General features: G+C 69.2%; 17 protein-coding genes. 4 read left to right on the forward strand and 13 right to left on the reverse strand.

From position 1 onward, the window contains the following. Nucleotides 1–4 precede the first annotated feature (4 nt). Nucleotides 5–838 (reverse strand): aldo/keto reductase, encoded by an 834-nt coding sequence (locus ACQ754_RS00115; RefSeq protein WP_440994948.1) that lies wholly within the window; start codon nt 836–838, stop codon nt 5–7. A 126-nt stretch (nt 839–964) separates the two neighbouring features. On the opposite strand from ACQ754_RS00115, the gene ACQ754_RS00120 reads away from it, so the two are divergent. Next, nucleotides 965–1,261: a DUF1330 domain-containing protein gene (locus tag ACQ754_RS00120; protein WP_440994949.1), complete on the forward strand. Its 297-nt coding sequence runs from the start codon at nt 965–967 to the stop codon at nt 1,259–1,261. Nucleotides 1,262–1,332: 71 nt separating this feature from the next. Here ACQ754_RS00120 and ACQ754_RS00125 read toward each other — a convergent pair whose 3' ends face one another. From ACQ754_RS00125 to ACQ754_RS00140, 4 genes are all read right to left on the reverse strand, one after another. Then, on the reverse strand, nt 1,333–1,542 hold the full coding sequence (locus ACQ754_RS00125) for a dodecin (protein WP_440994950.1): 210 nt from the start codon (nt 1,540–1,542) through the stop codon (nt 1,333–1,335). 86 nt (nt 1,543–1,628) lie between these two features. After that, entirely contained in the window at nt 1,629–3,458 is a 1,830-nt protein-coding gene (locus ACQ754_RS00130; RefSeq protein WP_440994951.1) for an ABC transporter transmembrane domain-containing protein, read from the reverse strand. Nucleotides 3,459–3,503: 45 nt separating this feature from the next. Next, nucleotides 3,504–5,312 carry a glycerophosphodiester phosphodiesterase family protein gene (locus ACQ754_RS00135; protein ID WP_440994952.1) on the reverse strand — a complete coding sequence of 603 codons (1,809 nt, stop codon included), beginning with the start codon at nt 5,310–5,312 and terminating at the stop codon, nt 3,504–3,506. A 20-nt stretch (nt 5,313–5,332) separates the two neighbouring features. After that, nucleotides 5,333–7,183: an LTA synthase family protein gene (locus tag ACQ754_RS00140; protein ID WP_440994953.1), complete on the reverse strand. Its 1,851-nt coding sequence runs from the start codon at nt 7,181–7,183 to the stop codon at nt 5,333–5,335. Nucleotides 7,184–7,331: 148 nt separating this feature from the next. Between ACQ754_RS00140 and ACQ754_RS00145 the strand changes: the two genes are divergently transcribed. Continuing rightward, complete coding sequence (locus ACQ754_RS00145) at nt 7,332–7,808, forward strand: YbhB/YbcL family Raf kinase inhibitor-like protein (RefSeq protein ID WP_440994954.1); 477 nt, start codon at nt 7,332–7,334, stop codon at nt 7,806–7,808. 64 nt (nt 7,809–7,872) lie between these two features. Here the strand turns inward: ACQ754_RS00145 and ACQ754_RS00150 are convergent, their stop codons facing one another. Both ACQ754_RS00150 and ACQ754_RS00155 read right to left on the reverse strand, forming a co-directional pair. Beyond that, nucleotides 7,873–10,413 carry an EAL domain-containing protein gene (locus ACQ754_RS00150; protein WP_440994955.1) on the reverse strand — a complete coding sequence of 847 codons (2,541 nt, stop codon included), beginning with the start codon at nt 10,411–10,413 and terminating at the stop codon, nt 7,873–7,875. Between the two features lie 207 nt (nt 10,414–10,620). Beyond that, nucleotides 10,621–11,145, reverse strand: a complete 525-nt coding sequence (locus ACQ754_RS00155; protein ID WP_440994956.1) for a methylated-DNA--[protein]-cysteine S-methyltransferase — start codon at nt 11,143–11,145, stop codon at nt 10,621–10,623. Between the two features lie 64 nt (nt 11,146–11,209). On the opposite strand from ACQ754_RS00155, the gene ACQ754_RS00160 reads away from it, so the two are divergent. After that, entirely contained in the window at nt 11,210–12,292 is a 1,083-nt protein-coding gene (locus ACQ754_RS00160) for a tRNA-queuosine alpha-mannosyltransferase domain-containing protein (protein ID WP_440994957.1), read from the forward strand. A 29-nt stretch (nt 12,293–12,321) separates the two neighbouring features. On the opposite strand, the gene ACQ754_RS00165 is transcribed toward ACQ754_RS00160, so the two are convergent. Both ACQ754_RS00165 and ACQ754_RS00170 read right to left on the reverse strand, forming a co-directional pair. Further along, the gene (locus ACQ754_RS00165) at nt 12,322–13,770 is read right to left on the reverse strand and encodes a sensor domain-containing diguanylate cyclase (RefSeq protein WP_440994958.1); all 1,449 of its coding nucleotides are present in this window, start codon (nt 13,768–13,770) and stop codon (nt 12,322–12,324) included. A 23-nt stretch (nt 13,771–13,793) separates the two neighbouring features. Continuing rightward, nucleotides 13,794–15,416, reverse strand: a complete 1,623-nt coding sequence (locus ACQ754_RS00170) for an aspartate:alanine exchanger family transporter (protein WP_440994959.1) — start codon at nt 15,414–15,416, stop codon at nt 13,794–13,796. A gap of 88 nt (nt 15,417–15,504) precedes the next feature. On the opposite strand from ACQ754_RS00170, the gene ACQ754_RS00175 reads away from it, so the two are divergent. Continuing rightward, a complete protein-coding gene (locus ACQ754_RS00175; protein WP_440994960.1) occupies nt 15,505–17,040 on the forward strand; it encodes an AAA family ATPase in 1,536 nt (511 codons plus the stop codon). Here ACQ754_RS00175 and ACQ754_RS00180 read toward each other — a convergent pair. The 4 genes from ACQ754_RS00180 to rbbA form a co-directional block, all read right to left on the reverse strand. Then, nucleotides 17,030–18,076 (reverse strand): 2Fe-2S iron-sulfur cluster-binding protein, encoded by a 1,047-nt coding sequence (locus ACQ754_RS00180; RefSeq protein WP_440994961.1) that lies wholly within the window; start codon nt 18,074–18,076, stop codon nt 17,030–17,032. The two genes, ACQ754_RS00175 and ACQ754_RS00180, sit on opposite strands and share 11 nt — an antisense overlap. A 70-nt stretch (nt 18,077–18,146) precedes the next feature. Beyond that, on the reverse strand, nt 18,147–19,178 hold the full coding sequence (locus ACQ754_RS00185; protein WP_440994962.1) for a ferritin-like domain-containing protein: 1,032 nt from the start codon (nt 19,176–19,178) through the stop codon (nt 18,147–18,149). 381 nt (nt 19,179–19,559) lie between these two features. Beyond that, complete coding sequence (locus tag ACQ754_RS00190) at nt 19,560–20,675, reverse strand: ABC transporter permease (protein ID WP_440994963.1); 1,116 nt, start codon at nt 20,673–20,675, stop codon at nt 19,560–19,562. A 2-nt stretch (nt 20,676–20,677) separates the two neighbouring features. Then, nucleotides 20,678–23,401: a ribosome-associated ATPase/putative transporter RbbA gene (gene rbbA, locus ACQ754_RS00195; RefSeq protein ID WP_440994964.1), complete on the reverse strand. Its 2,724-nt coding sequence runs from the start codon at nt 23,399–23,401 to the stop codon at nt 20,678–20,680. Between the last annotated feature and the right edge of the window lie 7 nt (nt 23,402–23,408).

Raw genomic sequence — 23,408 nt, forward strand, 5'->3', positions numbered from 1 at the left:
CCCCTCAGCCGGCGTTGTCCCACGCCGGTGCCAGGCTATCGGGATTGATGATCCGCCCGTCCTCGCGGGCCAGTGAGGAGATCTCCGCCATCTCCGCATCGCTGAGCTCGAAGTCGAGGAGGTCCATGTTAGAGCGCACCCGCTCGGCTCGGGCGCTGCGGGGGATGGCGATCACATCCGGCTGCTGGTAGTGCCAGCGCAGCACCACCTGGCCCGGGTCCTTGCCGTGGGCCTCGGCGATGCGACGGATGGCCGGCTCCTCCAGGACACGGCCTTGCCCGAGGGGGCAATAGGCGGTCAGTGCCATGTCGTGGCGGGCGAGCTCCTCGCGCACCGGCGCCTGGGAGAGGTGGGGGTGGAATTCCACCTGATTGGTGACCAGCGGATACTCCGTGGCGGCCACCGCCTCCCGGAGCAGGTTCACGGTAAAGTTGCTCACCCCGATGTGGCGGGTCATGCCACGACGGCGGGTATCGTTGAGGGCCCCCACGGTTTCTTCTAGTGGCACTTCCGGGTTGGGCCAGTGCAGTAGCAGCAGGTCCACGTACTCCAGCCCCAGCCGCTTGAGGCTCTCCTCGGTGGAGCGTTGCAGGTCCCCGTCGCGGAAACGGTCCACCCAGACCTTGGTGGTGACGAAGATGTCCTCCCGGGGGACGCCGCTGTCCCGGATGGCCTCCCCCACCGCGGCCTCGTTGTTGTACATCTGCGCGGTGTCGATGTGGCGGCAACCTACCGCGAGGGCGTCACGGACCCGCGCCTGCGCCACCTCCGGCTCCAACTGAAAGGTGCCGAATCCGATCTTGGGGATGTCCGCGCCATTGGTTTCGACGAGCTTCATGGGGCGCCTCCGCTTCGCGTTGGATGATTAAGGTGTCTTCTGTCGCAAGATATGGGGATGACTCGCCGGCCTTTGCAATGGAGACTGGGCCGGCATGGTCGAGGGTGGTTCGCAAGGGGAGGTGAAATGGCGGCATACGTGATCGGGCACATTACGGTGAAGTCGGCGGAGAAGTGGGCGGAGTACCGGGGCAGGGTCCCGGAGACGCTGGCGCCCTGGGGGGCGGAGCTGGTGTTGCGGGGCCGCCGGGCGGCGGTCCTCAGCGGCGAGCACCGGCACACCGATACCGTGGTAATCCGCTTTCCGGATCTGGACGCGGTCCACGGCTGGTACGAGTCGCCCGCCTATCAGGCGCTAATCGCCCTTCGTGAGCAGGCGGCAGAGGTGGACCTGGTGGCCTTCGAGGCCCCGGCAGCGGAATAGGGCGGTGCCCGAGGGGCGCCGGGGCCGTCCGCGCTAGCCCCGGCTACGCCGCCGCTCGCGCGGGCGCGGGATTACTCCTCGAGGGTGAATCCGAGCTTCAGGGTGACCTGCCAGTGGGCCACCCGGCCGCCGTCGACCACCCCCCGGGTCTCCACCACCTCGAACCAGCGGATGTTGTGCAGTGTCTTCGAGGCACGGGCGATGGCGTTCTCCACCGCCGCCTCGATGCCATTGGGGGAGGAGCCGCAGAGCTCGGTGACCTTGTAGACGTGCTCGCTCATTACTGTTGTCTCCATGATCGAAATGCGCGACGCGGGCCCGGCCCGCCCCTGCAAGGGTAGACCAGGGCGCGTGTCGGTGCCGCGGCTCAGCGTGATGCCCGGTGAGCCGGCTCCGCCGTATCCGTTCCCTGGGCGGTTCCCGGGTCCGTGAGCTGCAGCGCGGCCAGGCGCGCATAGAGCTCGCTGTCGCGGAGCAGCTCCCGGTGGGGGCCGAGGGCGACCAGGCGCCCGCGGTCGAGGACGGCGATGCGGTCCGCGGCGGTGACGGTGGCCAGACGATGGGCGATCACGATGGTGGTCCGCACCGCCATCAGCCGCCCGAGGGCCTCCTGGACCCGCTGCTCGCTCTCCGCGTCCAGGCTGCTGGTGGCCTCATCGAGGAGCAGCAGGGCGGGGTCGCGCAGGATCGCCCGGGCGATGGCGATGCGCTGGCGCTCGCCGCCAGAGAGCTGGACGCCGCCGGGGCCTAGCGGTGTGGCGAAACCCCGGGGCAGCCGGGCGAGGAACTCGCCGCAGTGAGCGGCCTCCGCGGCCCGGCGGACGTCAGCGTCGCTGGCCTCCGGGCGGCCGTAGCGGAGATTGCTCCAGGCGTCGCCGGTGAACAGCACCGGTTCCTGGGCGACCAGGCCGATATGTCGCCGCAGCTCCCGCGGATCCAGGGCGCGCAGATCGACCCCGTCGAGGCACAGCCGTCCCGCCTGGGGGTCGTAGAAGCGCAGCACGAGGCCCAGAAGGGTGCTCTTGCCGCTGCCGGACGGTCCCACCAGTGCGAGTCGCTCACCGGGCTCCACGACGAGATCCACGTCGCGCAGGGCTGGCAGCTCCGGTCGGCTGGGATAGGCGAAGCGCACACCCTCCACGGTGAGGCTGCCACTCACCGGTGTGGCCAGCGTGGCCGGGCAGCGCGGCGCCTGTACGGTGGGCTCGGCGTCGAGCAACTCGAACAGCCGTTCGGCAGCACCCGCCGCCCGCAGCACGTCGCCGGCGACCTCGGAGATGGCACCCACGGCCCCCGCGGCGAGGACGGCGTAGAACACGAATGCCGAGAGCTCGCCGGCGCTCATCTGCCCCGCCAGCACGGCGTGGCCGCCCTGCCAGAGGACCACCCCGACGGCGGCGAAGACGAGGATCATCACCATGCCGGTAAGCCATGCGCGCTGGCGGATGCGGGCCACCGCCGTGGCGAAGGCGGCATCCACGTGGCCGGCGAAACGGGCCCGGTCCACGGGCTCATGGCCGAAGGCCTGGACGGTGCGGATGCCCTGCAGGGCCTCCCCGGCGTAGCTGCCCACATCCGCGACGCGGTCCTGGCTGGAGCGCGAGAGTCGTCGCACGCGCCGCCCGAACAGGATGATCGGCGCCAGCACCAGGGGCATCCCGGTCGTCACCAGCCCGGTGAGCGCGGGGCTGGTGATGAACAGCATGGCCACCGCGCCGGCCAACAGCAGGACGTTGCGCACAGCCACCGAGAACGAGGAGCCGAGGATGGTCTGCAGCACGCTGGTGTCGGTGGTGATCCGGGACTGGATCTCGCCGACCCCGTTGACCTCGAAGAAGGCCGGTTCCAGGGACAGCACGTGGTCGAAGACCGTCCGCCGCAGGTCGGCGGCCACCCGCTCACCGATCCAGGAGACCAGATAGAAGCGCAGCGCCGAGGCCACCGCCAGCACCGTGACCATGGCCAGCATCAGGGCCAGGGTGCGATTCAGCATCGCCTCGCTGTCGGCCATGAAACCCAGGTCCACCACCAGCCTCAGCCCCTGGCCGATGGCGAGGACGCTGCCGGCGGCGATGAGCAGGGCGGCCGCCGCCGCCGTGACCCGTAGTCGGTAGGGCCGGAGGAAACGGAAGAGTTGCCGCAGGGCACGGAGGTTGCGGCTGCGTGGGCGGCCGGCCGCCTGGGGATCGATGCTCATTCGCTTAGGATACAACGACCCCGCCAGCAGCGACTGCCCCGGTGTTCAGCTACGCAGCCAGTTGCGCAGCTTGATCAGCAGACGCTCGGCGTCAGAGAGCGCGGCCCGTTCCTCGAGTAACGCCACCAGGACATCGGGGCGGTCGGTGATGATGTTGTCCACGCCCATGTCGATGAATCGGGACATCTCCCTGCGGCGGTTCACCGTCCATACGTGGAGCTCGTGGCCGTGACGGCGGGCGGCGGCCACCTGCGCCGGGGTGGCCCGGTTATGGCGCAGTCCGAGGGCATCGAAATCCTGACGGTCCAGCCGGCCGAGGATGAACTCCGCGAACAACGTCGTCGACAGCCGTGGTTCGCGCCGAGCCGCCTCCTGGATCACCGCCCGTTCGGTGGAGGCGATCACGGTGCCCTCGACCGCGTCCTCTTCCCGCAGCAGGGCGACAATGCGCCGGGTCAGATCCCGCGGGGCCGGGTCTGCCTTTACGTCCAGGTAGAGCCGTGCCCGCCCCCGGATATGCCGGATGGCCTCCCTAAGGGTGGGGATCCGGGTATCGGCGTGGGCGGTGGCGAAGGCCTCGCCGATCTCCCGATCCCGCAACTCGCTGTAGGGGAGGTCGCGGACGCGCTCGGTGCGCCCGTCCACCCGCCGCAGGTGGGCGTCATGCCAAAGCACGAGGACCCCGTCGGCGGTGCTGCGGACGTCCACCTCGATGTAGTCGGCCTGATCCTCGATGGCCTGCTCTATGGCGGCCAGGGTATTGTCGGGGGCCTTGATGGAGCTGCCGCGGTGGGCCGTCACGGCCACCGTGTCTTCCCCTTGGAACCCGAGGAACGCCTGATGGGCCTGGCTCACCGCGAGGGCCAGCAGCGCCAGCTCGCCGGCCCATGCGAGCGCCCCGCCATGCCGGGGTGGTCGCGCCAGGTCCATGGGTGGGTCGGTGCCCACGGCACCGTGATAGACCGCATATAGCAAGGTACTGTTGAGGGCGAAGCCGAGGAAGGTCACGATCAGCGCCCCCAGCACGTACACGATGAGGTACGCATACACCGCGGGTGCCACCACCGACATCCGGTCGGGGAGCATGGCCAGGAACCAGCCGCCCGCGTACCCGTACACCACCGTGAAGACCACGGGGGCCGCCAGGGCAGCGCCCATGGTGCCGAGCAGTGCCACGGCGAGTTTGCCCCGGCGCCCGCGGGTCAGGGTGGCGCTGCGCCGCAGGGCCCGCAACGCGCCGCCCCCCTCCAGAACCAGTACCGCCACGGCGACGGCCCAACGTAGGTAGAGCCAGCCGTTGGCGATGATCGCGGTCAATGTGGCGATCACGCTTACCGCGAGGAAAGTGGCGAAGGCCACGGGTGAATCCGTGCGAAGGTAGGCCCAGTCATAGGGGACCACCAGCCATTGCCAGGCGGCGAGCAGCAAAGCCAGCGGCGGCGCGGCCATCAGGACGTGTCCGATTACCTGCAGTGAGAGCAACCGCAGCAGGGCTGGCGACCGCCGTGCCAGGGTCCACAGCGTGATGAGGGTGGCGTGGTAGGCGCCGGCGTGGGTGATGTGGGTCAGCACTACCATGCCGGCGTGCTGCAGCACCAGCAGACCCGCGGCGACGGTCACGGCGGCGAGCAGCCACAGCGCCCCGCCGGGGGAGGTGAGGAAGGCGACGATGTCGCCGGTGGTCAGCGCCGTCGCCGGGCGCAGCTGGCGGACCGCCACCAGCAGCGTGCCGGCGGCGGGTAGCAGGATCGCCGTCGCCAGGCCACTATAGGCGAGATGGAAGACCAGCAGTCGCCGCAGGTGGTGGCGCAGCAGGGTGGCGATATCGCGGGTGAGGGGGCTGAGCTCGGGCATGTTCGTGTTGCAGGGCCGTCTCAGCGCTCCATGCGTGGCGAGGCGTCAATCGTTGCCGCCCGCTGGACCAGGCGTTGGCGGGTCTCGAGGTTGAGGAACTCCCCCGACACCTGGCGGGGCGCGAGGCTGCCGAACAGCCGGCCGGGCTCGAACTGCCAGCTCGAGCAACTGGCCAGGGCCTCGTTGCAGGCGAGCAGGTCGCCGGACTCGTCCAGGAAATAGGTACGGTTGGCGTAGGTGTCTCCCAGCAGCAGCCCACGGGTGACCGGATCTTCCCGGGCGAAGAGGCTGCGACCGACCATCCCCGCTGGCACGGAATAGCCGGCAGCGTCCAACGCCGTAACGGCCACGTCCAGGTGCGATACCACCTGGTCAGGCGGCAGCAACGCCGTGTGGGAGTTCCCCTCCGGGAGGCGTACCGCGAGCATGCCGAACAGCCCGTCGAGGAGTCCGGGCTCCTGGCCCTGGCGAAGGAAGCCGCCGGACTCGTCGGAGGTGAGCACCAGCAGGGTATTGTCCAGAACGCCGGCGGCCTCGATCTCGTCGAGAAAGCCGATCAGCGCCTGCCGCATCGTCTCGAATGCCGCCTGGCGTGCCGCCTGGCGTTCGCTGGGGAGCAGCTCCCGGCCTGGCTCCGTGGGGTCGTCCTCACGGTCCGGCGCTCCCGCCGGGAACGGGTGATGGGTGCCCACGTTGAGGGTGACAGCCAGCCAGGGCCGGTGGTCGTGGTCCAGTTCCTGCAGCCAGCGGGCGGCCTCGGTGAAGAATACGTCGTCCGGGGCGCCCCAGCCCTCCTGTTCCTCGGGCCCTTCGAAGCGGTCCGCGCCGCTCACCGACTGAAAGCCGATCCGCGGCATGAAGGCATCCTTGTCCATGAACTCCAGCGGGGCCGCCTGCAGATAGGCGGTTCGGTAGCCGCGGTCACCGAGCCGCTGGGGCAGGCACAGGGGGCGGCCCGCGCCGGTGGCGATGGCGGATATCTTCGGGGGTGCCGTAGTCACCCGCGGGTAGCGGCCGCAGACCAGGCCGTAGGTGCCGCGATTGGTCTGGCGTTGGGGGGCGAGGACATTGCGGTAGATCCGGAAGCCGCGCCCCTTTAGGGCGTCGTAGAGCCCGGGGAGGGACACCGCCGGGTCGAGGTCATGGTGGCGGGCGACTTCCGGCATGTAGGCGGCGGACAGCCCCTCGACCATTACAATGAGCACGTTGGGGGGCTGCTCCAGCTTCGGATGGCCCAGGCGCTGGTGAAAGAAACGGGCCTCCTCGGGGCTGTCCGGCGGCTGTGAGGCTGCCGGCTGTTGCTCGGGCTCCTCGGGGGTGCGGGCGATGGTCAACAGGTCCGGTGCCTGGGCGAGCACGGAGACCAGCGGGTTGTTGGCCGGGGCGGTCAGGCCGGGGACGATCACCGCATAGACCAGCACCGACACCGCGGCGACGGTGGTGTCGGGGAGCCGCGGCCGGGGTGGTATGGTCACCCGCAGCTGCAGCCGGTGCAGGCCCCAGGCCAGGAGCCAGTACAGGGGCAGGAGCAGGAGGCCGAGGTGGAGTACGCTGGACGACAACAGTGTCGGGTTCGCCGCATGTCCCAGGTGCGGTACGCGGGGCAGCGTGCCGTGCACGGCCAGGTGCTGGCCGCTGGCGTAAAACAGCACGCCGAGTAGCAGTAGCAATGTCGCGCGGGCGACCCCACGCCGGCACAGGGTCAGGAGCGCGGACAACGCCAGCGCGCCGACGAGGTCACTGGCGAGCATCCATGCCGGCGATGCCCACAACCCGCCGTGGAGCAGCACCACGGCCCGCATGGCGACAAGCCATGCCAATGCCACCAGGAAGGTGGCCACGCGGGGATCGAGGCGGAGTGGTGCGGGCATCGGGGAGCTCGTTCCTTGGATTATCGGTGCGCTGGCCTTACCCCGAGGGTACATTCCGCCCGATGGTGGCGGTATACCCCGTTTTGTCGATATCGTCGCGGCAGCAACACTAACACCAACACCAACAACAGACCTCAGGGAGGTTGTCATGGGATTCGCACTCTCCGAGATGACGCTAACCAGCGCCGCCTTCACCCAGGACGCCGGCATCCCCGCCCGCCATACTGGGGAGGGCGATGATGTCTCCCCGCCGCTGGCCTGGGTGAACGCGCCGCAGGGCACCAAGGGCTTCGCGGTGATCTGTCACGACCCGGATGCCCCGTTGGTCTCGCCCAATGGCACCTATGGCTTCGTGCATTGGGTGCTGTACAACATCCCGGCCTCGGTGACCAGCCTCTCCGAGGGGGTGGCGGAGTACACCGCCGGGCGCAACGATATGGGCAATGTCGGTTACAACGGGCCCATGCCGCCGGAGGGCCATGGCGTGCACCGCTACTACTTCTGGGTCCTGGCCCTGGATCAGGCCACCGAGCTGCCGGAGGGGCTGACCATGTGGCAGCTCCTCGAGCGCATCGAGCCCCATGTCATCGCCATGAACCGGTTGATGGGCACCTACGAGCGCTGATCGTACGCGGCGGGCGCCGACCCGGCGATCCGCCCCCGCAAAGGGCGCCGTTCGGTACCCGGCGCTAGCCGAGCACCGGCGGCGCGCCCGCGAGGACCTCTTCCAGCGGTTGCGGGCGGCCCACGGTGTAGCCCTGCACGAAGTCGACGCCGAGGCGCGCGAGGCGTTGACGCAGGGCATCGCTGCTGACGAATTCCGCCACGGTGGTCAGGCCGTAGGCCCCGGCGAGTTGGGTGAAGGCGGTGACCATCGCCTCATTACGCTGGTCCTCGAGGAGATCGCGGATGAACACCCCGTCGAGCTTGAGGACGTCCACCTTCAGGTGCTTGAGGTAGCTGAACGAGCTAAGCCCCGTGCCGAAGTCGTCCAACGCGAGGGTGCAGCCGAGCTCGTGGAGGCGCTCAATGAATGCCGTCGCCTGATTGAAGTTCCGCACCACGGAGGTTTCCGTGATCTCGAAGGTCAGCCGCTGCGGGTCGATGCGGTAGCGCTCCAGCGCCCCCTCGATGGCGGTCAGGACCTCGCTGGAGGCGAGGGAGTGGCCCGATAGGTTGATGGACCAGCAGGCGTCGGCGGGGCCGGCAGCGCTGACCTGTGCCAGGGCGTGTTCGATCACCCACTGGTCCACCCGCGCCGCCATGCCGTAGCGCTCCGCCACCGGGAAAAAGGTGTCCGGCGAGACCTCCCCGCCGTCGGTGTCGCTCATGCGCAGCAGGATCTCGTAGTGGGGCGCACCGCCGTCGGCGGCGCGGGTCGCCACGATGGGCTGGCAGAGCAGCCGGAAGCGGTCATTGCGCAGGGCGTCGTGGAGCTCCTGGGCCCACTCCATATGGCTGCGATACGTTTGCAGCGCCGCGTCCTCGGTGTCGTGCAGATGTATCTGGTTGCCACCCTGCTCCTTGGCCAAGTGGCAGGCGGCATCGGCGGCGGCGAGGACGATGCCGGCATCGCCGGCGTGCTCGTCGATGGGGACGACCCCGATGCTGAGGGTGAGCTGGAAACGGCGGCCCTCGTGGACGAAGGTGGTGGCCTCCACGCTGGCACGGTGGCCATCGGCGATTTCCACCGCCTTGTCCGGCTCGCAACCCCACAGCAGCAGCGTGAGCTCGTCGCCGCCGAAGCGCGCCAGCATGTCACCGTGATGGACTTGGGTGCGGAGGATCTCGCTGATGCTTTGCAGCACGGCGTCCCCTGCGGCATGCCCTGCGATGTCGTTGATCAGCCGGAACTGATCCACGTCCATGTAGCATAGGGCATGGCGCTCGCCGCTGATCCGGCAGTCGAGCACCGCCTGCTCCAGCTTGGTATCGAGGGCGCTGCGGTTGGGCAGTCCGGTGAGGCTGTCATGGGTGGCCTGATGGCGGAGTTGGTCCTCGATGGTGCGCAGCGGCGTCAGGTCCCGGATCACGGCGAGCACCGACGACGGGCTGGCATCCCCGGGCAGATGCCGCAGCCGTACCTCCACGGGTAGGCGCTCGCCGCTGCGCGTCGGCAGCTCCGCCTCGTAGCGATGACCCTCGCCGGCCCGTACCTTGGCCAGCACCGGCAGGCCAGGGTGAAGCACGCCGCCGGCTATGGCGGAGGGATCCCGGTCCAGGGTCTCCGCCTCCGGGTAACCGGTGATCTCGTAGTAGCGCCGGTTGGCGGAATGGATGCGGTCATCGGCGCCGATGAGCAGGATCATGTCCGGCGAGGCGTCATGGATGGCCGACAGGGTGGCGTTCGACTCGTGGAGCGCGGCGCTGTGACGGCGCACGCGCCGCTCGAGCACCAGGTTGCCGGCGATGAGGCCCAGCACGGAGACGCCGAGGGCCGCCAGGACCCAGTATACCCAGGACGGGACGAGGCCCTCGCCGGGCTGTGCCCCGCCCAGCCACTGGGCCTGCAGCGCGTAGTAGCGGGACTCCGGATCCGCTTTCATCGTGCGCAGGTGTTCATCGATCTGTCTCGGGAAGCCGGCCTCGCCGGGCATGCCGGGTGGATAGGCAAAGACCAGGTCGGCGGGTTGGAACACCACCGGCGTCATGACCGCGCCATAGTCGCGGTAGAGGCGGTTGCCGATGTCCTTGTTGGCGACCACGGCGTCCACGCGCTCGTCGGCCAGCGCCTCGAAGGCCTCTGTGTAGCCGGGGTAGGTCACCAATGTGGCCTCGATATCGAAGGCGTGGAGTAGCTCGCGGATGCCGCCGGGGCCGTCCAGGTTGACGCTGCCCTCGAGACTGGCGATGCGTCGCCCGGCGAGATCCAGCACCGACTCGAGTTGCGCTGGGGCGGTGGCATAGACCCTCGACCAGCTGGTCAGCACCCGCTCCTCGGAAAGCGCCAGTCGCTGTTCCCGGGCGGCGGTGCGTGCCACATCCGGCATGATGTCCAGGCGCCCCTGCTCCAGTCGTTGCAGCCCGTCCTTCCAGGAGACCGGCACCCACTCCACCCGCCAGCCCTCCTCGGCGGCGATGCCGTCGAGTAGCTCCGCCCAGAAGCCGTCGGCATCGCCGGCGTCGTTGACGAACAGACGCGGCGGATTGTCGTAGACGCCCGCCCGTAGCACCTCCTCCTCGCCGGTGAGCACCCGCGGCATCAACCCGGCGGCGATGATGATCAACATGACGGCGAGCGGCGCCCGGACAGCGCGCGATCCCCGTTCCCCCGTGCGATGCATCAGTGGAAGTGCCTCGTTATTCTGTAGTGGACGTCCTGCAGGCGTTGCCCCCGCGGGCTTGGGCCCCTGTCAACGACCTCGCTGAGCGTAGGGCAGGCGCAGGGTCGATGTAAAAAGCTTCCGTCACAAAACCGGCCTGCGCCACCGTTTGTGTCAGTCGGGCGTTAGGGCACCCTCGCGGGCGAGCAGGGCTCGCTTGCGGGCCAGCCCCCACTCGTAGCCGCCGAGCCCGCCGTCGGCGCGTACAACCCGATGGCAGGGAATGACCACGGCCACCGGGTTTCGGGCGCAGGCCCCGGCCACCGCTCGGGCCGAGCCGGGCCGAGCGATGCGCGCCGCCAGCTCCTGGTAGCTCACGGTGGTGCCCGGTGGGATGGCCGACAAGGCGGACCAGACCCTGTGCTGGAAGTCGGTGCCCCGGGGTGCCGTCGGTGGCGTGGGCGCCCGCGGTGCCGTGACCAGCTGGGCCACCGCCGAGGCCGCGGGCAGGGCGGGCTCGGGCCTTGCCGGCACCTCGAGGTCAGGGAAGCGGGCCCGCAGTCGCGGTGGGATCGCGGCCTCGGCCGGTGGATCAAAGGCAACGGCGGCGATCCCCGCCACGGTGGTGGCCACCAGCAGCGGGCCCAGATCGGTGGGGACGACCGCCCAATGCAGGGTAGGGGCAGCAGCGGTGCTCATGACGTGCCTCCGGCATACGCTCGCCGGTAGTATGTGCGCTTTTCGCGGCAATCGGGAGGGGCGCATGGCCGAACCCACCGCCTGGCTGCTCTCCGCCTATGGCGCGGACAGCCATAGAAGCTGGGCCCGCTGGCTCACCGAAGCGGTGGACGGCGTGTCGTGGACGACTTGCGAGTTGCCCGGGCGCCATTTCCGCTGGCGCATTCGCGGTAACCCCCTTTCCTGGCTGGACGATCTGCCGGCAGGCGTGCCCGATTTGCTGGTGGCCACCTCGATGGTCGACCTCGCCACGCTTCGTGGGCTGCAGCCGTGCCTCGCCACTGTCCCGGCGATCTACTACTTCCACGAGAACCAGTTCGCCTACCCCACCCGAGCCCAGCAGGTGCGCTCGGTGGAGCCCCAGATGGTCCAGCTCTACGGGGCGCTGGCGGCGGGGGAGCTAGTGTTCAACTCCCGGTTCAACCGGGACAGCTTCCTCGAGGGGGTGGAGGCGCTACTCCGGCGCATGCCGGATGCCGTGCCGGCCGGGGTCACCGCCCGTCTCGCCGCCAAGTGCCGGGTCCTGCCCGTGCCCGTTATGCCGGCGCCCGCCGCACCGGTACGGGACCCGGGGCTCGTTGTGTGGAACCACCGCTGGGAGTACGACAAGGCCCCGGAGGTGTTCGCCGAGGCGCTCATCGGGCTCGCCCACCGGGGGGTATCCTTCCGGGTGGCGTTGCTCGGACGGCGCCACCACAACACGCCGCCGGCACTCATCCGGCTGCGGGAGGCCCTCGGCGAGCGGATCGTCGCCGATGGCCGCGTATCGCGGCAGCGCTACCGGCGCCTCCTCGGCGAGGCCTCGGTGGTGGTGAGCACCGCCGTCCACGAGTTCCAGGGGCTGTCCGTGATGGAGGCGGCGAGCGCCGGCGCGCGTCCCCTCGTGCCCGACGCCCTGTGCTACCCGGAGCAATACCCGGCCGCTTACCGCTATCCGCCGGGGGATGTCGGTGCCCTCACCGAGCGGCTCGAGGAGTGGCTGACCGACGGCCCGCCGCCGGCGGTGGATGTCTCGGCCTGGTACGCGGAGCGGCTGCTTGGTCCCTGGCGTGCCTTGGTGACGGACGCCGCCGGGCCGGCTTCCGGCGCGGCAGCGGAGCGCGGCTGAGTCGCTTTCGTCTTCGGCTCCATGGCCGTCTAGGTCGGTCCGCCGCCCTCGCGGCAGACGCGGTTTCGGCCGCCGTGCTTGGCGCGGTAGAGGACGATATCGGCGCGGTGGAGCAGTGCCTCCACCGCGACCTCATCATTGTCCGCGCCATCCCCGTCGCCGGGTCGGTGAGTCGCGCAGCCGATGCTCACGGTCACCGGCGTGCGCAGCCGCCGGACCGAGGCCACGCTGGCGCACAAGCGCTCGCAGGCGGCGACGGCCTCGTCCTCTTCAGTGTCCGGCAGGATCAGGGCGAACTCCTCGCCACCATAGCGGGCGAGGAAGTCGGCGCTCCGCGCCTCGTCGCGCATCACTGCGCTGATCACCTGCAGCGCCTCGTCGCCGGCGGGATGGCCGAAATGGTCGTTGTAGTGCTTGAAATCGTCCACGTCGATGAGCGCCAGGGAGACCGGTTGCCCGTTTCGATTGCTCGCCGCCACCGCCTCGGCGAGGCGTCCCTCGAAGGCGCGCCGGTTGGGCAGATCGGTGAGGGTGTCGGTCAGGGCGTAGGCCGAGAGCTTGCGGTTGGCGACCTCCAGGGCGGCACGTTGGCGCTCGAGCTCCAGTCGCGCCTGCTTGATCTCGGTGATGTCCTGGATCTGGGCGATGAAGTACTGGGGCGCGCCCTCGCCGTCGCGGACCAGGGAGACACTGAGCAGCCCCCAGATCACGGCGCCGTCGCGATGCAGGTAGCGTTTCTCCATGCGGTAGCTGCCGTGCTCGCCGGCCAGGGTCTGCTCCAGCAGGGCCATGTTGTGCTCGATGTCCTCCGGGTGGGTGAATTCCCGGACGTGCTTGCCGAACAGCGCGGCGTCGCTGTAGCCGAGGATCCCCGTGAGGGCCTCGTTGGACCGGAGGATATGGCCGGTGGTGTCGATCAGCGCCATGCCGATGGGGGCATACTGGAACACGCTCTCGAAGAGCTCGTTGCTTTGGTCCAGGCGATCGATGGTGCTGCGGTGCCGGCGCCGTGGCAGTCCGCTACCCGTGGCACAGTCAAGGGCACGGGCCAGGAGCTCCACGAGCTCCCGATCCTCCCGTGGGAACGGGTGCCCGCCGCGATGGCAGAAGGCGAGGATCGTGGGGGAGTTGTCCCTGGTGTGGACGAGCGTGGCGAGGCAGGTGCATTCCGCTGTCAACCCGTCGGTGATTACCGTCTCGCCGGTGGCCGCCGCCTTGGCCCAAGGTGCCTTCTCCAGCGCCAGTGTATCCCCCGGGGACAGCGGGCCCTCGTCCGGGTGGGCCGCATCGATGTGGCAGGCGCCGGTATCCAAGTGGGCCACCACCCCCACCCCGGTGCCCAGGAGCTCGCAGCCGGCCTGGAGATAGGCCGCGTAAAGGCTCGGGCAGTCCGGATGGTCCTCCAGCTGCAGCTGGTAGAGTCGGCGCAGGCGGCCGACCATGCAGTCGTTGTCCATGGCGCGGGGCCGCGATGTCATGGGTTGCCGCCTCCGGGGCGCCCTTACAGGGCGCCGATACTGACGATCGCCAGGTGCATCCCCTGCACCAGCACGATGACCAGGATCAGCGAGACCGGGTATACGGAGGAATAGGCCACTACCGGTCGTTCCGAGCTGTCCACCTGCCGGATTATATCCAGGCCCGGGGTGAAGGTCATGCCCCCGCAGATCACGCCAAAGCACTGGCTGACGGGGATCTTCAACAGGTAATGGCCGACGAGGAAGCTGCCGGCCATGGGGATGAAGGTGAATGCCAGGGCATAGGCGGCGTAGTAGATGGCCTGGGCGTCGAGGGAGTCGACGAAGCTCTGTCCGGTCTCCAGACCCACCTGCACGAAGAACAGCGCGAGGCCGAATTCCTTGAGCACCGCCGTGGCGTTGCGGGGGAAGCGGCCGATGAAGTTGCCGATCTTGCCGAAGTGGCCGAACAGCAGCCCGGAGACCAGCGCGCCGCCCGCGAGCCCGAGGGAGAAGTTGCCGAGCTGGGGGATGGGGATGATCACCCCGCCGATGGCGAAGGCCAGGAACAACGTCGCCGCCAGCGAGCCGATGTCCACCCGGCGCTGGACGGTATGGTGCTCGTGGCCGAGGAAGAGCTCCAGCTGATCGAGCTGGTAGGGCGTGCCGACGGCCACCACGACGTCGCCATACTCCAGGGCCAGGTCGTGGCGGGGGACGAACTCCACATTGGAGCGCACCACCCGCGTGAGGGAGACGTTGTAGCGCAGGCGGATCCCGAGGTCGCTCAGCGAGCGGTTCACCACCGACATGTTTTCCACGGCGATGGAGCGGGTGTCGAGCTCGGCGTTCTCGTCGAAGGCCTCCTGGATCTCCTCGCCGAGCACCGAGCCCACCCGGGCGACGTCGTCGCTGTGGCCCTCGAGGCGGATGACGTCGCCCACCAGGATGGGGGTATTGCCGCCGGCCGGCAGCAGGGAGAGGTCCCGGAGGATGCCCGAGACCACCACGTCGTTCTCCGCGAGGACGTCCATGTCGCGGATCAGCGTGCCGTTGTAGTCGTCGTTGGTGATCTTGTAGACGGCGGCGTGCAGCGCGGACTGGGCGTTGATCTCGGCCTCCATGCGTGCCCGCAGGAGCTTCACCGCGACGGTGATGAACAGGATCACCCCGAGCAGGCCGAAGGGGTAGGCCACGCCGTAGCCGAAGATCACCTCCTCGTCGGGACTGAACTGCAGCGCACTGATCAGCGCCGGGCTGGAGGTGAAGGCCCCGGCGAACAGTCCCAAGCCGATGCCCATGGGTATGGCCGCGACGGTGATGATGGCCACCACGGTCACCCCGGCGATGGCCAGCAGGACCAGTACATTGACGATGTACTCCCGGGCGTGCTGGCGGAAGGCGCGGAAAAAGCTCGGCCCCGCCTCCAGGCCCACGGCGAGGAGGAACAGCACGATCCCCAGGTCCTGGAGGATGATGATGGGCTCGAACTGATAGAGGTAGCCGGCCACCATGGCGGCGATGAGCACCCCGCTGGAGCCAAATCCCACCCCCTTGATGCGAAGGTTGCCGAAGGCGATGCCCAGCAGGATGATCAGGAAGTTGACCAGCAGATCGGTCTGCTGGAAGAAGAACTCGATGGCCAGCAGGCCGTCGTCCTCCGGCATGGCGGTTCCTTTGCGCCCGGTGTGATGGCTGCAACAATACCGGACCCTGCCGGGGCTTTCCCAGCAGTAACCTTCAGGAGGCCAGCCTTTGGATGAGCAGCGCGACGCCGTCGATTTCCTCAGCCGGCCGGATAGCTCCGGGCTCGCCGATGTGGATATTGAGCGCATCGATACCCACAGCGCCGTGGTCTTCCTTGTGGGGGACCGCGTCTACAAAATGAAGCGCGCCGTGGATCTCGGCTTCCTGGACTTCACCACCCTGCAGGCCCGGCACCGCTACTGCGAGCGCGAGGTCGCGCTGAACCGGCGCACCGCGCCGACGCTCTATCTCGGGGTCTCGGCCCTGACGCGGGAGGCGGACGGCGCCATCGCCTTTGGCGGGGCCGGCGAGCCCTTCGAGTACGTGGTGGTGTTACGACGCTTCGACCAGCGTTACCTGCTGGATCGCATGGCCGGTCGTGGCGAGCTGGACGCCTCACTGATGATCGCCCTGGCGGATCGCATCGCCGGCTTCCACGAAACCGCCGAAGTGGTCGCGGGGGAGGGCGCCGCGGCCATCCGCCGGACCATCGAGGGCAACCGCGAGAGCTTTGCGGCCCTGCCAGAGGGCATGCTGGATGCCGCCGCGGTCGCACGGCTCACGGAGGTATCGCTTGCCCGCTGCGAGGGGCTCGCCGGCCGGCTGGACCGCCGCGCCGCCGAGGGCCGCGTCCGGGTCTGCCACGGTGACCTGCACCTGCAGAACATCTGCCTGTTCGAGGGCGAGCCCACCATCTTCGACTGCATCGAGTTCAACCGCGAGCTCTCGGACATCGATGTCCTCTACGACCTCGCCTTCCTGCTCATGGACCTGGACCACCGCGGTCATGGCGATCTGGCCAACACGGTGTTCAACCGTTATCTCGACCGGCGCGACGAGGCGGACGGGGTGGCGGCACTGCCGCTGTTGTTGTCCATGCGCGCCGCGATCCGCGCCCACGTGAGCGGCCAGGCCGCGCGGGTCCAGGCGGATGCGGCGGCCCGTGACGAGCGCCGCGGCGTCGCGGCGGCCTACCTCGAGCACGCCCTGTCCCTGCTCGCGCCCGCCGGGCCCCACCTGGTGGCGGTGGGCGGGTTCAGCGGCACCGGCAAATCCACTTTGGCCTACGGGTTGGCCCCGGGGCTCGATCCCGCCCCCGGCGCGCGGGTGCTGCGCAGCGATGTCCTGCGCAAGCGCCGTTACGGTGTGGACCCCGAAGAGGCGCTGCCGGAAGAGGCCTATCGACCGGAGGTCTCCGAGGCGGTCTACACCGACGCCTTCGAGCAGGCGGCGGCCCTGCTCGCCGACGGCCACAGCGTCATCCTGGATATGGTCTTCGACCGCCCTGAGGACCGTGCCCGCGCCGAGGCGGTGGCCGCCCGCGCGGACGTGCCCTTCGCCGGCTTCTGGCTCACCGCGCCGCGCGACGTCCTCGCCAAGCGCATCCGCAGCCGCAGCGGTGACGCCTCCGACGCCAGCGTCGCCGTGCTCGACCGCCAGCTCCGGCGGGACCCGGGGCCGATGGGCTGGCGGGAGCTCGACGCCGCTCGCGAGGCCGCGGCGATCGCCGCCGAGGCCCGCGGGTGCCTCGGCCTCAGTCGCTGACCAGTCGCTCCCGGGGCGGGGCCTCGGGCTGTTGCTGCTCGTAGTAGCCCTCGGTGTGGATGAGCTCCTCGCGGGCCCCTAAAGAGCGCACCGTCGCCAGGCAGTCCTCCACGAATTCCGGGCTGCCGGCCACGAACACGCTGTGCTCCGAGAGATCCGGGAACTGCTGCGGCAGGATCTCCGGGATACGGCCGTGGAAGTCACCGCCGTCCTCCCGGGTGAGTGTGGTGAGGAAGCGGAAGTTGCGGTGCTTGGCCTCCCAGAAGGCCATCAGCCCGCGGTCGTAGACATCCGCCTCGGTACGCGCGGAGAACAGCAGCGTCACGGGCTTCCGGTAGCCGCGGCGCAGGGCCGCGTCGGCAAGCGCGAGAATCGGTGCGAGCCCGGAGCCGGCCGCTAGGCAGAGCACCGGGGTGTCCACGCTGGGGTCGCCGATGAAGGTGCCGTAGGGGCCGGAGACCCGCACCAGCGCGCCCACCGCCAGGTCCTCGTGGATCCATCGGCTGGTGGTCCCGTCATCGATCCGCGCCACCTGCAGGACGATCTCGCCGTCCGGCCGGGGGGCGTTGGCGATGGAATACGAGCGCGGCGGGGCGCCCTCGCGCTCATTGCCGAGGATGACGTACTGCCCTGGCCAGTAACGTAGCGGCTCGCGTACTGGCCGCAGCCGGATCTCGACGATCCGCGGCGTCCGCGGGATGCGGTCGACCACCACGAAGGTCACGTTCTCCCGGGGCGGGAAGAGCTTCGGTTGGGCATCCTCGGTGCCGAACTCGATCTCGACCACTTCGGAGACGGGCTTGGCCATGCACATCAGGCCCCAGCCCTCGGCCCGCTCGTCCTGGGACAGGGCCATGTCCAGCACCAGCCCCTGGTCGACCTCGCCGTCGCGGACCCGGGTCTTGCACTCGCCGCAGGCGCCGGCGCGGCAGTTGTTGGGCATGGCGTAGCCGGCGTCCTCGAGGGCGCCGAGCACCGTCTTGCCGGCGGGGCAGTCGATCTCCTGACCCGACGGGTAGAGGCGGATGACGGTCATAGTGGTCTCTCCCTCCGTCGAATGGGCCCGCGGGCCGGTGGGCCCGCGGGGTCTCGGCCGGCACCGGCGTTCAGAACACGGGGATGATCTCGTCCATGTCCACCTCGAGGACCTCCTCGCCGCTGATGCCCACCTCGGGGATAGCGGGGAAGGGGATGTCGTACTTGTCCAGCACGCCCTTGAGGTTGAGCATGGCGTTGCGCCAGTTCTCCTTCTTCGCCTCGTAGGTGGGCACGCCGAAGCCCGCCTGACGGCAGACCTCCTCGGCCTCGCGCTGGGTGTCGATGAAATCCGACGGGAGGTCCCAGAACTCCTCCGGCGGCTCGAAGAGCACCGCGGAGAGGAACAGATATCCCGCGCGGATCTGCTTGGTGATGATGGCCTTCTGCTCGGGGTCGTCCTTCAGGCCCGGGTAGTCGCGCTCCATCACCGCCATGCAGATGGCCATGTGCCGGCCCTCGTCGCGGCCGACGTTGCGGAAGGCCTCCTTGAACACCGGCTCCCGGGTGTTCGCCGCCATCTGGTGGAAGATGGTGGCCGCGGCGATCTCGCCCATCAGGAAGGAGCTGAACAGCACCGCGAGCGGGTACTTGGGCACCGCGTGCTTATAGCCGTCCCAGTAGCGGCCGCCGTTGTAGTACAGCCAGTGGGCATTGCGCTGCAGCCGCTTGCCCAGATCCGTCTTCGGCTCATAGTCCAGCGGACTCGACGCCTCCAGCAGACGGGTGATGGACATCCCGCAGAGCTGCTCGTGGTTCTGCTCGTCGCGGGTCACCGAGAAGAAGCAGCGGCGTACCGGGTCCTCTTCATGGACCTCATAGGTCTTGATCAGGGCCTCGGCGAACACCGGAGGCGCCGAGGCGTCGAAGACCGACAGCAGCGTCCACCAGTAGGCGATGGCCTCGCGTTCCTCCCAGGAATAGCTGGATGGGTCGAAGGTGTCCCAGGGCAGCTTGGCCGGGTCCCAGACCTCGCGCTGGGCGGAGTCCCAGACCTCTTCGAGCTTCTGGGTGTGCGACTCCCAGCTCAGCGGATAGATGTTGGGCTGCGGGGTAGCCGGTGGAAATTCCATCTTCTCGGCAAGCTTATCGTGATGGCTCATGGCCTCTCCTCCATGCAGGTTCCGGGGGTATGGCTCAACACCGAACTGGTATTGATCGAAATTAATATAAGTGACACAGAAAGAATGTTCAAGAGTCACGGTTCGTGTCATGAATGGATAGTCATCGAGAATTAGAGGCGTTTTAAATTAGGAAAAAGGGCCAAGCGTAAGGGGGATAGGGCTCAGCGGGAGAGGTCACGAACATGATACAAAGAAAGAGAATTTGGGAATGCGTGCGTGTTAGGAAGTTAAGGGGCGGCGGCTGGAGCCCTGACGTGCATGTGGATACGGGGGTAATACCCGCCGCCTTCCGTGCTTCCACGCAGCGCGCCCCCTAGATCCCGCCCCGCTCCCGGGCTCTCGCTCCTGGGCCCTCCTTACTTATGCGAGGCTCGCGCGGAAGCGGTGCAGCGCGGCGGCGAAGAACACGACCCCGAGGCCGGCGATGGCGGCGAGGTCCGGCCAGATGATGGCGGGCCCGGCGCCGCGGTAGAGCACCGCCTGGGCGAAGCGCACGAAGTGGGGTGCGGGCAGGGCCTGCATGAGGTCTTGGAGGAGCTCCGGCATGGCCTCCATGGGGGTGGTGGCCCCTGACAGTAGGATCATCACCACGAACACGGGGATGGCGAGCAGACCGAACTGCGGCATGGAGCGGGCCAGGGTAGCGAGCAGTATGCCCAGGGCGGTGGTGGAGAACAGGTATAGTCCCGCCCCGGCAAGGAACAGGCCCACCGAGCCCGCCACGGGGACACCGAGCCACCACTGCACCACGGCATACAGCGACACCGATGCAGCCAGCAGCACTGCGGCGCCGTTCGCCCAGACCTTGGAGAGCATGATCTCGGTGGCCGTAAGCGGCATGACCAGCAGATGCTCCAGGGTGCCGTGCTCGCGCTCGCGGATCACCGCCGCCCCCACCAGCACGATGGAGAGGATGGTGATGCTGTTGATCACCTGCATCACCGCGGTGAACCAGTGTCCCTGGAGGTTGGGGTTGAAGCGCACCCGGGTGAGCAGCTCCACCGGCAGCTCCGTGTCGGGGGTGCCCCGGGCGACGAAGCGGCGGGTCTCCTCGGTGACGATCTGCTGGATGTAGCGGGCCCCGTTGCCTGCCTGGCTCATGGCGGTGGCGTCCACGTTGACCTGCACGGCCGGTCGGCGTCCGGCGAGTACATCCGCCTGGAACCGTGGCGGGATGTCCACCACGAAGGTATACCGGCCCGCATCCATGACCCGGTCGATATCCCCCGGAGCAATGAGCGCCGGTTCCCGGAAGTAAGGGGGCAGGAACGCGTCGGTGAGTGCCCGCGAGAGCGTGGAGCCGTCCTCGTCGGCGACGGCGATGGAGGCATTGCTCACCTCCATCTTCAGGCCCTGGGCGACGGAGTACACGGCGATGCTGAACGCGTAGACGATGAGCACCAGCATCACCGGGTCCCGACGCAGGCTGGCGAGCTCCTTGAGCCCAAGCCAGAGGACGTTGCGCGCTGCCCGCATGCTCAGCGCTCCTGTTCCGGCAGCAGCGCCATGGCCAGCCCCAGAAAGGCCGTCGCGAAGGCGAGCAGGGCGAGGTATTCGGCGAGCAATGCCGGCATACCCAGGCCCTTGGCGAAGGTGCCGAGGGAAATATCCTGGAACCAGGCGGCCGGGAAGAGCAGGCCGAGGGCGCGGGTGGCAGGCTCCAACGAGGAGACCGGGGCCAGGAAGCCGGAGAAGTTGACCGCGGGGATGACGCTGATGATCGCGGCGGCGAACAGTGCCGCCACCTGGCTGCGTACGAATGCGGAGATCAGCAGGCCCAGCGCCGTGGTGGCGGTGACATAGAGCAGCGCCCCCATGGCCAGCGCGGTGACGCTGCCCTGCACGGGGACGTCGAACAGCGTCACCGCCAACGCCAGCAGGGTCGCGAAGCTCACCATGCCGACGCCGATGTAGGGGAGCTGTTTGCCCAGCAGGAATTCCGGGCGCCGTGCCGGGGTGGCGTAGACATTGGTGATGGAGCCGAGCTCCTTCTCCCGGACCACGCCCACTGCCGTGAGCATGGCAGGGACGATCACCAGCAGCAGCATGATCACGCCCGGGGTGATGGCATTGGCGCTCTCGAAGGCCTGGTTGTAGCGAAAGCGGGTCTCGATCTCCACCGGTGGCCGGAGGGCGGCGGCCTCGCGGCGGCCCCGTGCCAGTTCCTGGAGATAGCCGAGATAGACGCCCTCCACGTAGCCCCGGGTGGTCTCGGCGCGGTTGGGCATGGCGCCGTCCAGCCACACGCCCACCGTGACCGGCTTTCCGGAGAGCAGATCCCGCCCGTAGTCCGGGGGGATGTTCAATGCCACCAGCAGCTCGCCGGAGGCCAGGCGCCGCTCCAGCTCCGCGAGGTCGGTGATCGGCGGCTGCTCGGCGAAGTAACGCGAGCCACGGAAGTGCTCCAGCAGCGCCCGGCTCTCCGGGGAACGGTCCCGATCGAGCACCGCGAAGGGCGCATCGTCGACGTCGAAGGAGATCCCGTAGCCGAAGGCGATCATCAGCACCAGCGGGCCGAGCAGGGCAAAGGCCAGCCGGACGGGGTCGCGCCAGAGCTCCAGGGCCTCGCGCCAGGCGAAGGCGCCGAGGCGCCGCAGGCCTGGCGGTAATCGGGGACCGGCGCCGCCGGCCCTCGCCTCGCTGTGGGCCGCGGCCCCGGTGCCCGCGGCGGTGGCAGGGGTTTCCCCGATGGCCTTTTCCAGGTAGGCGATGAACGCCCCTTCCAGGTCTTCGCTGTCCCGCTCCCGACGCAGGTTTTCCGGGTGATCCACCGCCAGTACCCGGCCCGCGTGCATCAGCGAGATGCGGTCACAGCGGGCCGCCTCGTTCATGAAGTGGGTGGAGAGGAAGATGGTTACCCCCTCCTCCCGGGACAGTCGGATGAGCTCCCGCCAGAAGGCATCCCGGGCCACGGGGTCCACCCCGGAGGTGGGCTCGTCGAGGATCAGCAGCTCCGGGTCGTGGATCAGCGCGACCGCCAGTGAGAGCCGCTGGCGCACGCCAAGCGGCAGGGCCGCCGGCAGCTGGTTGGCCACGGCGGTGAGGCGGAAGCGCTCCAGGCTGGCCTGCACCCGTGCCGCCCGATCCGCCGTGGCGAGGTCGAAGAGCCGCGCGTGCAGGGTGAGGTTCTGGCGGACGCTGAGCTCCTCGTAGAGCGAGAACGACTGGGACATGTAGCCGACACGCTCGCGGGCGGCCACTCCCGTGCCCACCGGCTCGCCGAGCAACGTCGCCGTGCCCTCGCTGGCCGGCAGCAGCCCGGTGAGCATCTTCATGGTGGTGGTCTTGCCGCAGCCGTTGGAGCCCAGGAAACCGAAGATCTCGCCGCGGCGGATGCGGAAGCTCACCCGGTCCACGGCGGTGAAATCCCCGAAGCGCCGGGTCAGATCCCGCGCCTCGATCACCACCGGTGCGTCCTCCCCGGGCGGCTCGCCGGGCGCCACGCCAGCGCCGTCGCCGCGGGCGCGTTCCGGCAGCAACGCCACGAAGGCGGCCTCCAGCGTGTCGGTGGCCGTTTGCTCGCGCAGCGCCGCCGGGGCGCCGGTCGCGAGGACCTGGCCGTCGTGGAGGGCCACCAAGTGGTCGAAGCCCTCCGCCTCCTCCATGTAGGCGGTGGCCACGATCACGCCCATCGCCGGTCGCTCGGCACGGATGTCGGCGAGCAGGCCCCAGAACTGACGCCGTGAGAGCGGATCGACGCCGGTGGTGGGCTCGTCGAGGATCAGCAACTCCGGGTCATGGATCAGCGCACAGCAGAGTCCGAGCTTTTGCTTCATGCCGCCGGAGAGCTTGCCGGCGGCGCGGCCCGAGAACTCCGAGAGCCCAGTGGCCGCGAGCAGACGCCGCCGACGCTCGTGGCGCTCCGCCGGCGGTTGCCCGAACAGGCGGCCGAAGAAGTCCACGTTCTCGGCGACGCTCAGGCTGGGGTAGAGATTGCCGCCGAGGCCCTGGGGCATGTAGGCGATGCGCTCGCACACCCGCCGCCGGGCGCGGGTGCGGGCCATGTCCGTATCCAGCACCCGGCAGGTGCCCCCCTGGAGGCGGCGTACCCCGGCAATGAGTCCGAGGAGGGTGGACTTGCCCACCCCGTCCGGGCCGATGAGCCCGACCAGCTCCCCGGCCGGCAGCTCGAGACTCACCCCCTCCAGGGCGGTGGTCCGCCCGTAGCGGTGGCTGACACCGTCAAGGCTCGCCACGTTCATGCCGACG

Origin of the sequence: Arhodomonas sp. SL1, from assembly GCF_052060015.1 — a bacterium.
Classification (GTDB): Bacteria; Pseudomonadota; Gammaproteobacteria; order Nitrococcales; family Nitrococcaceae; genus Arhodomonas.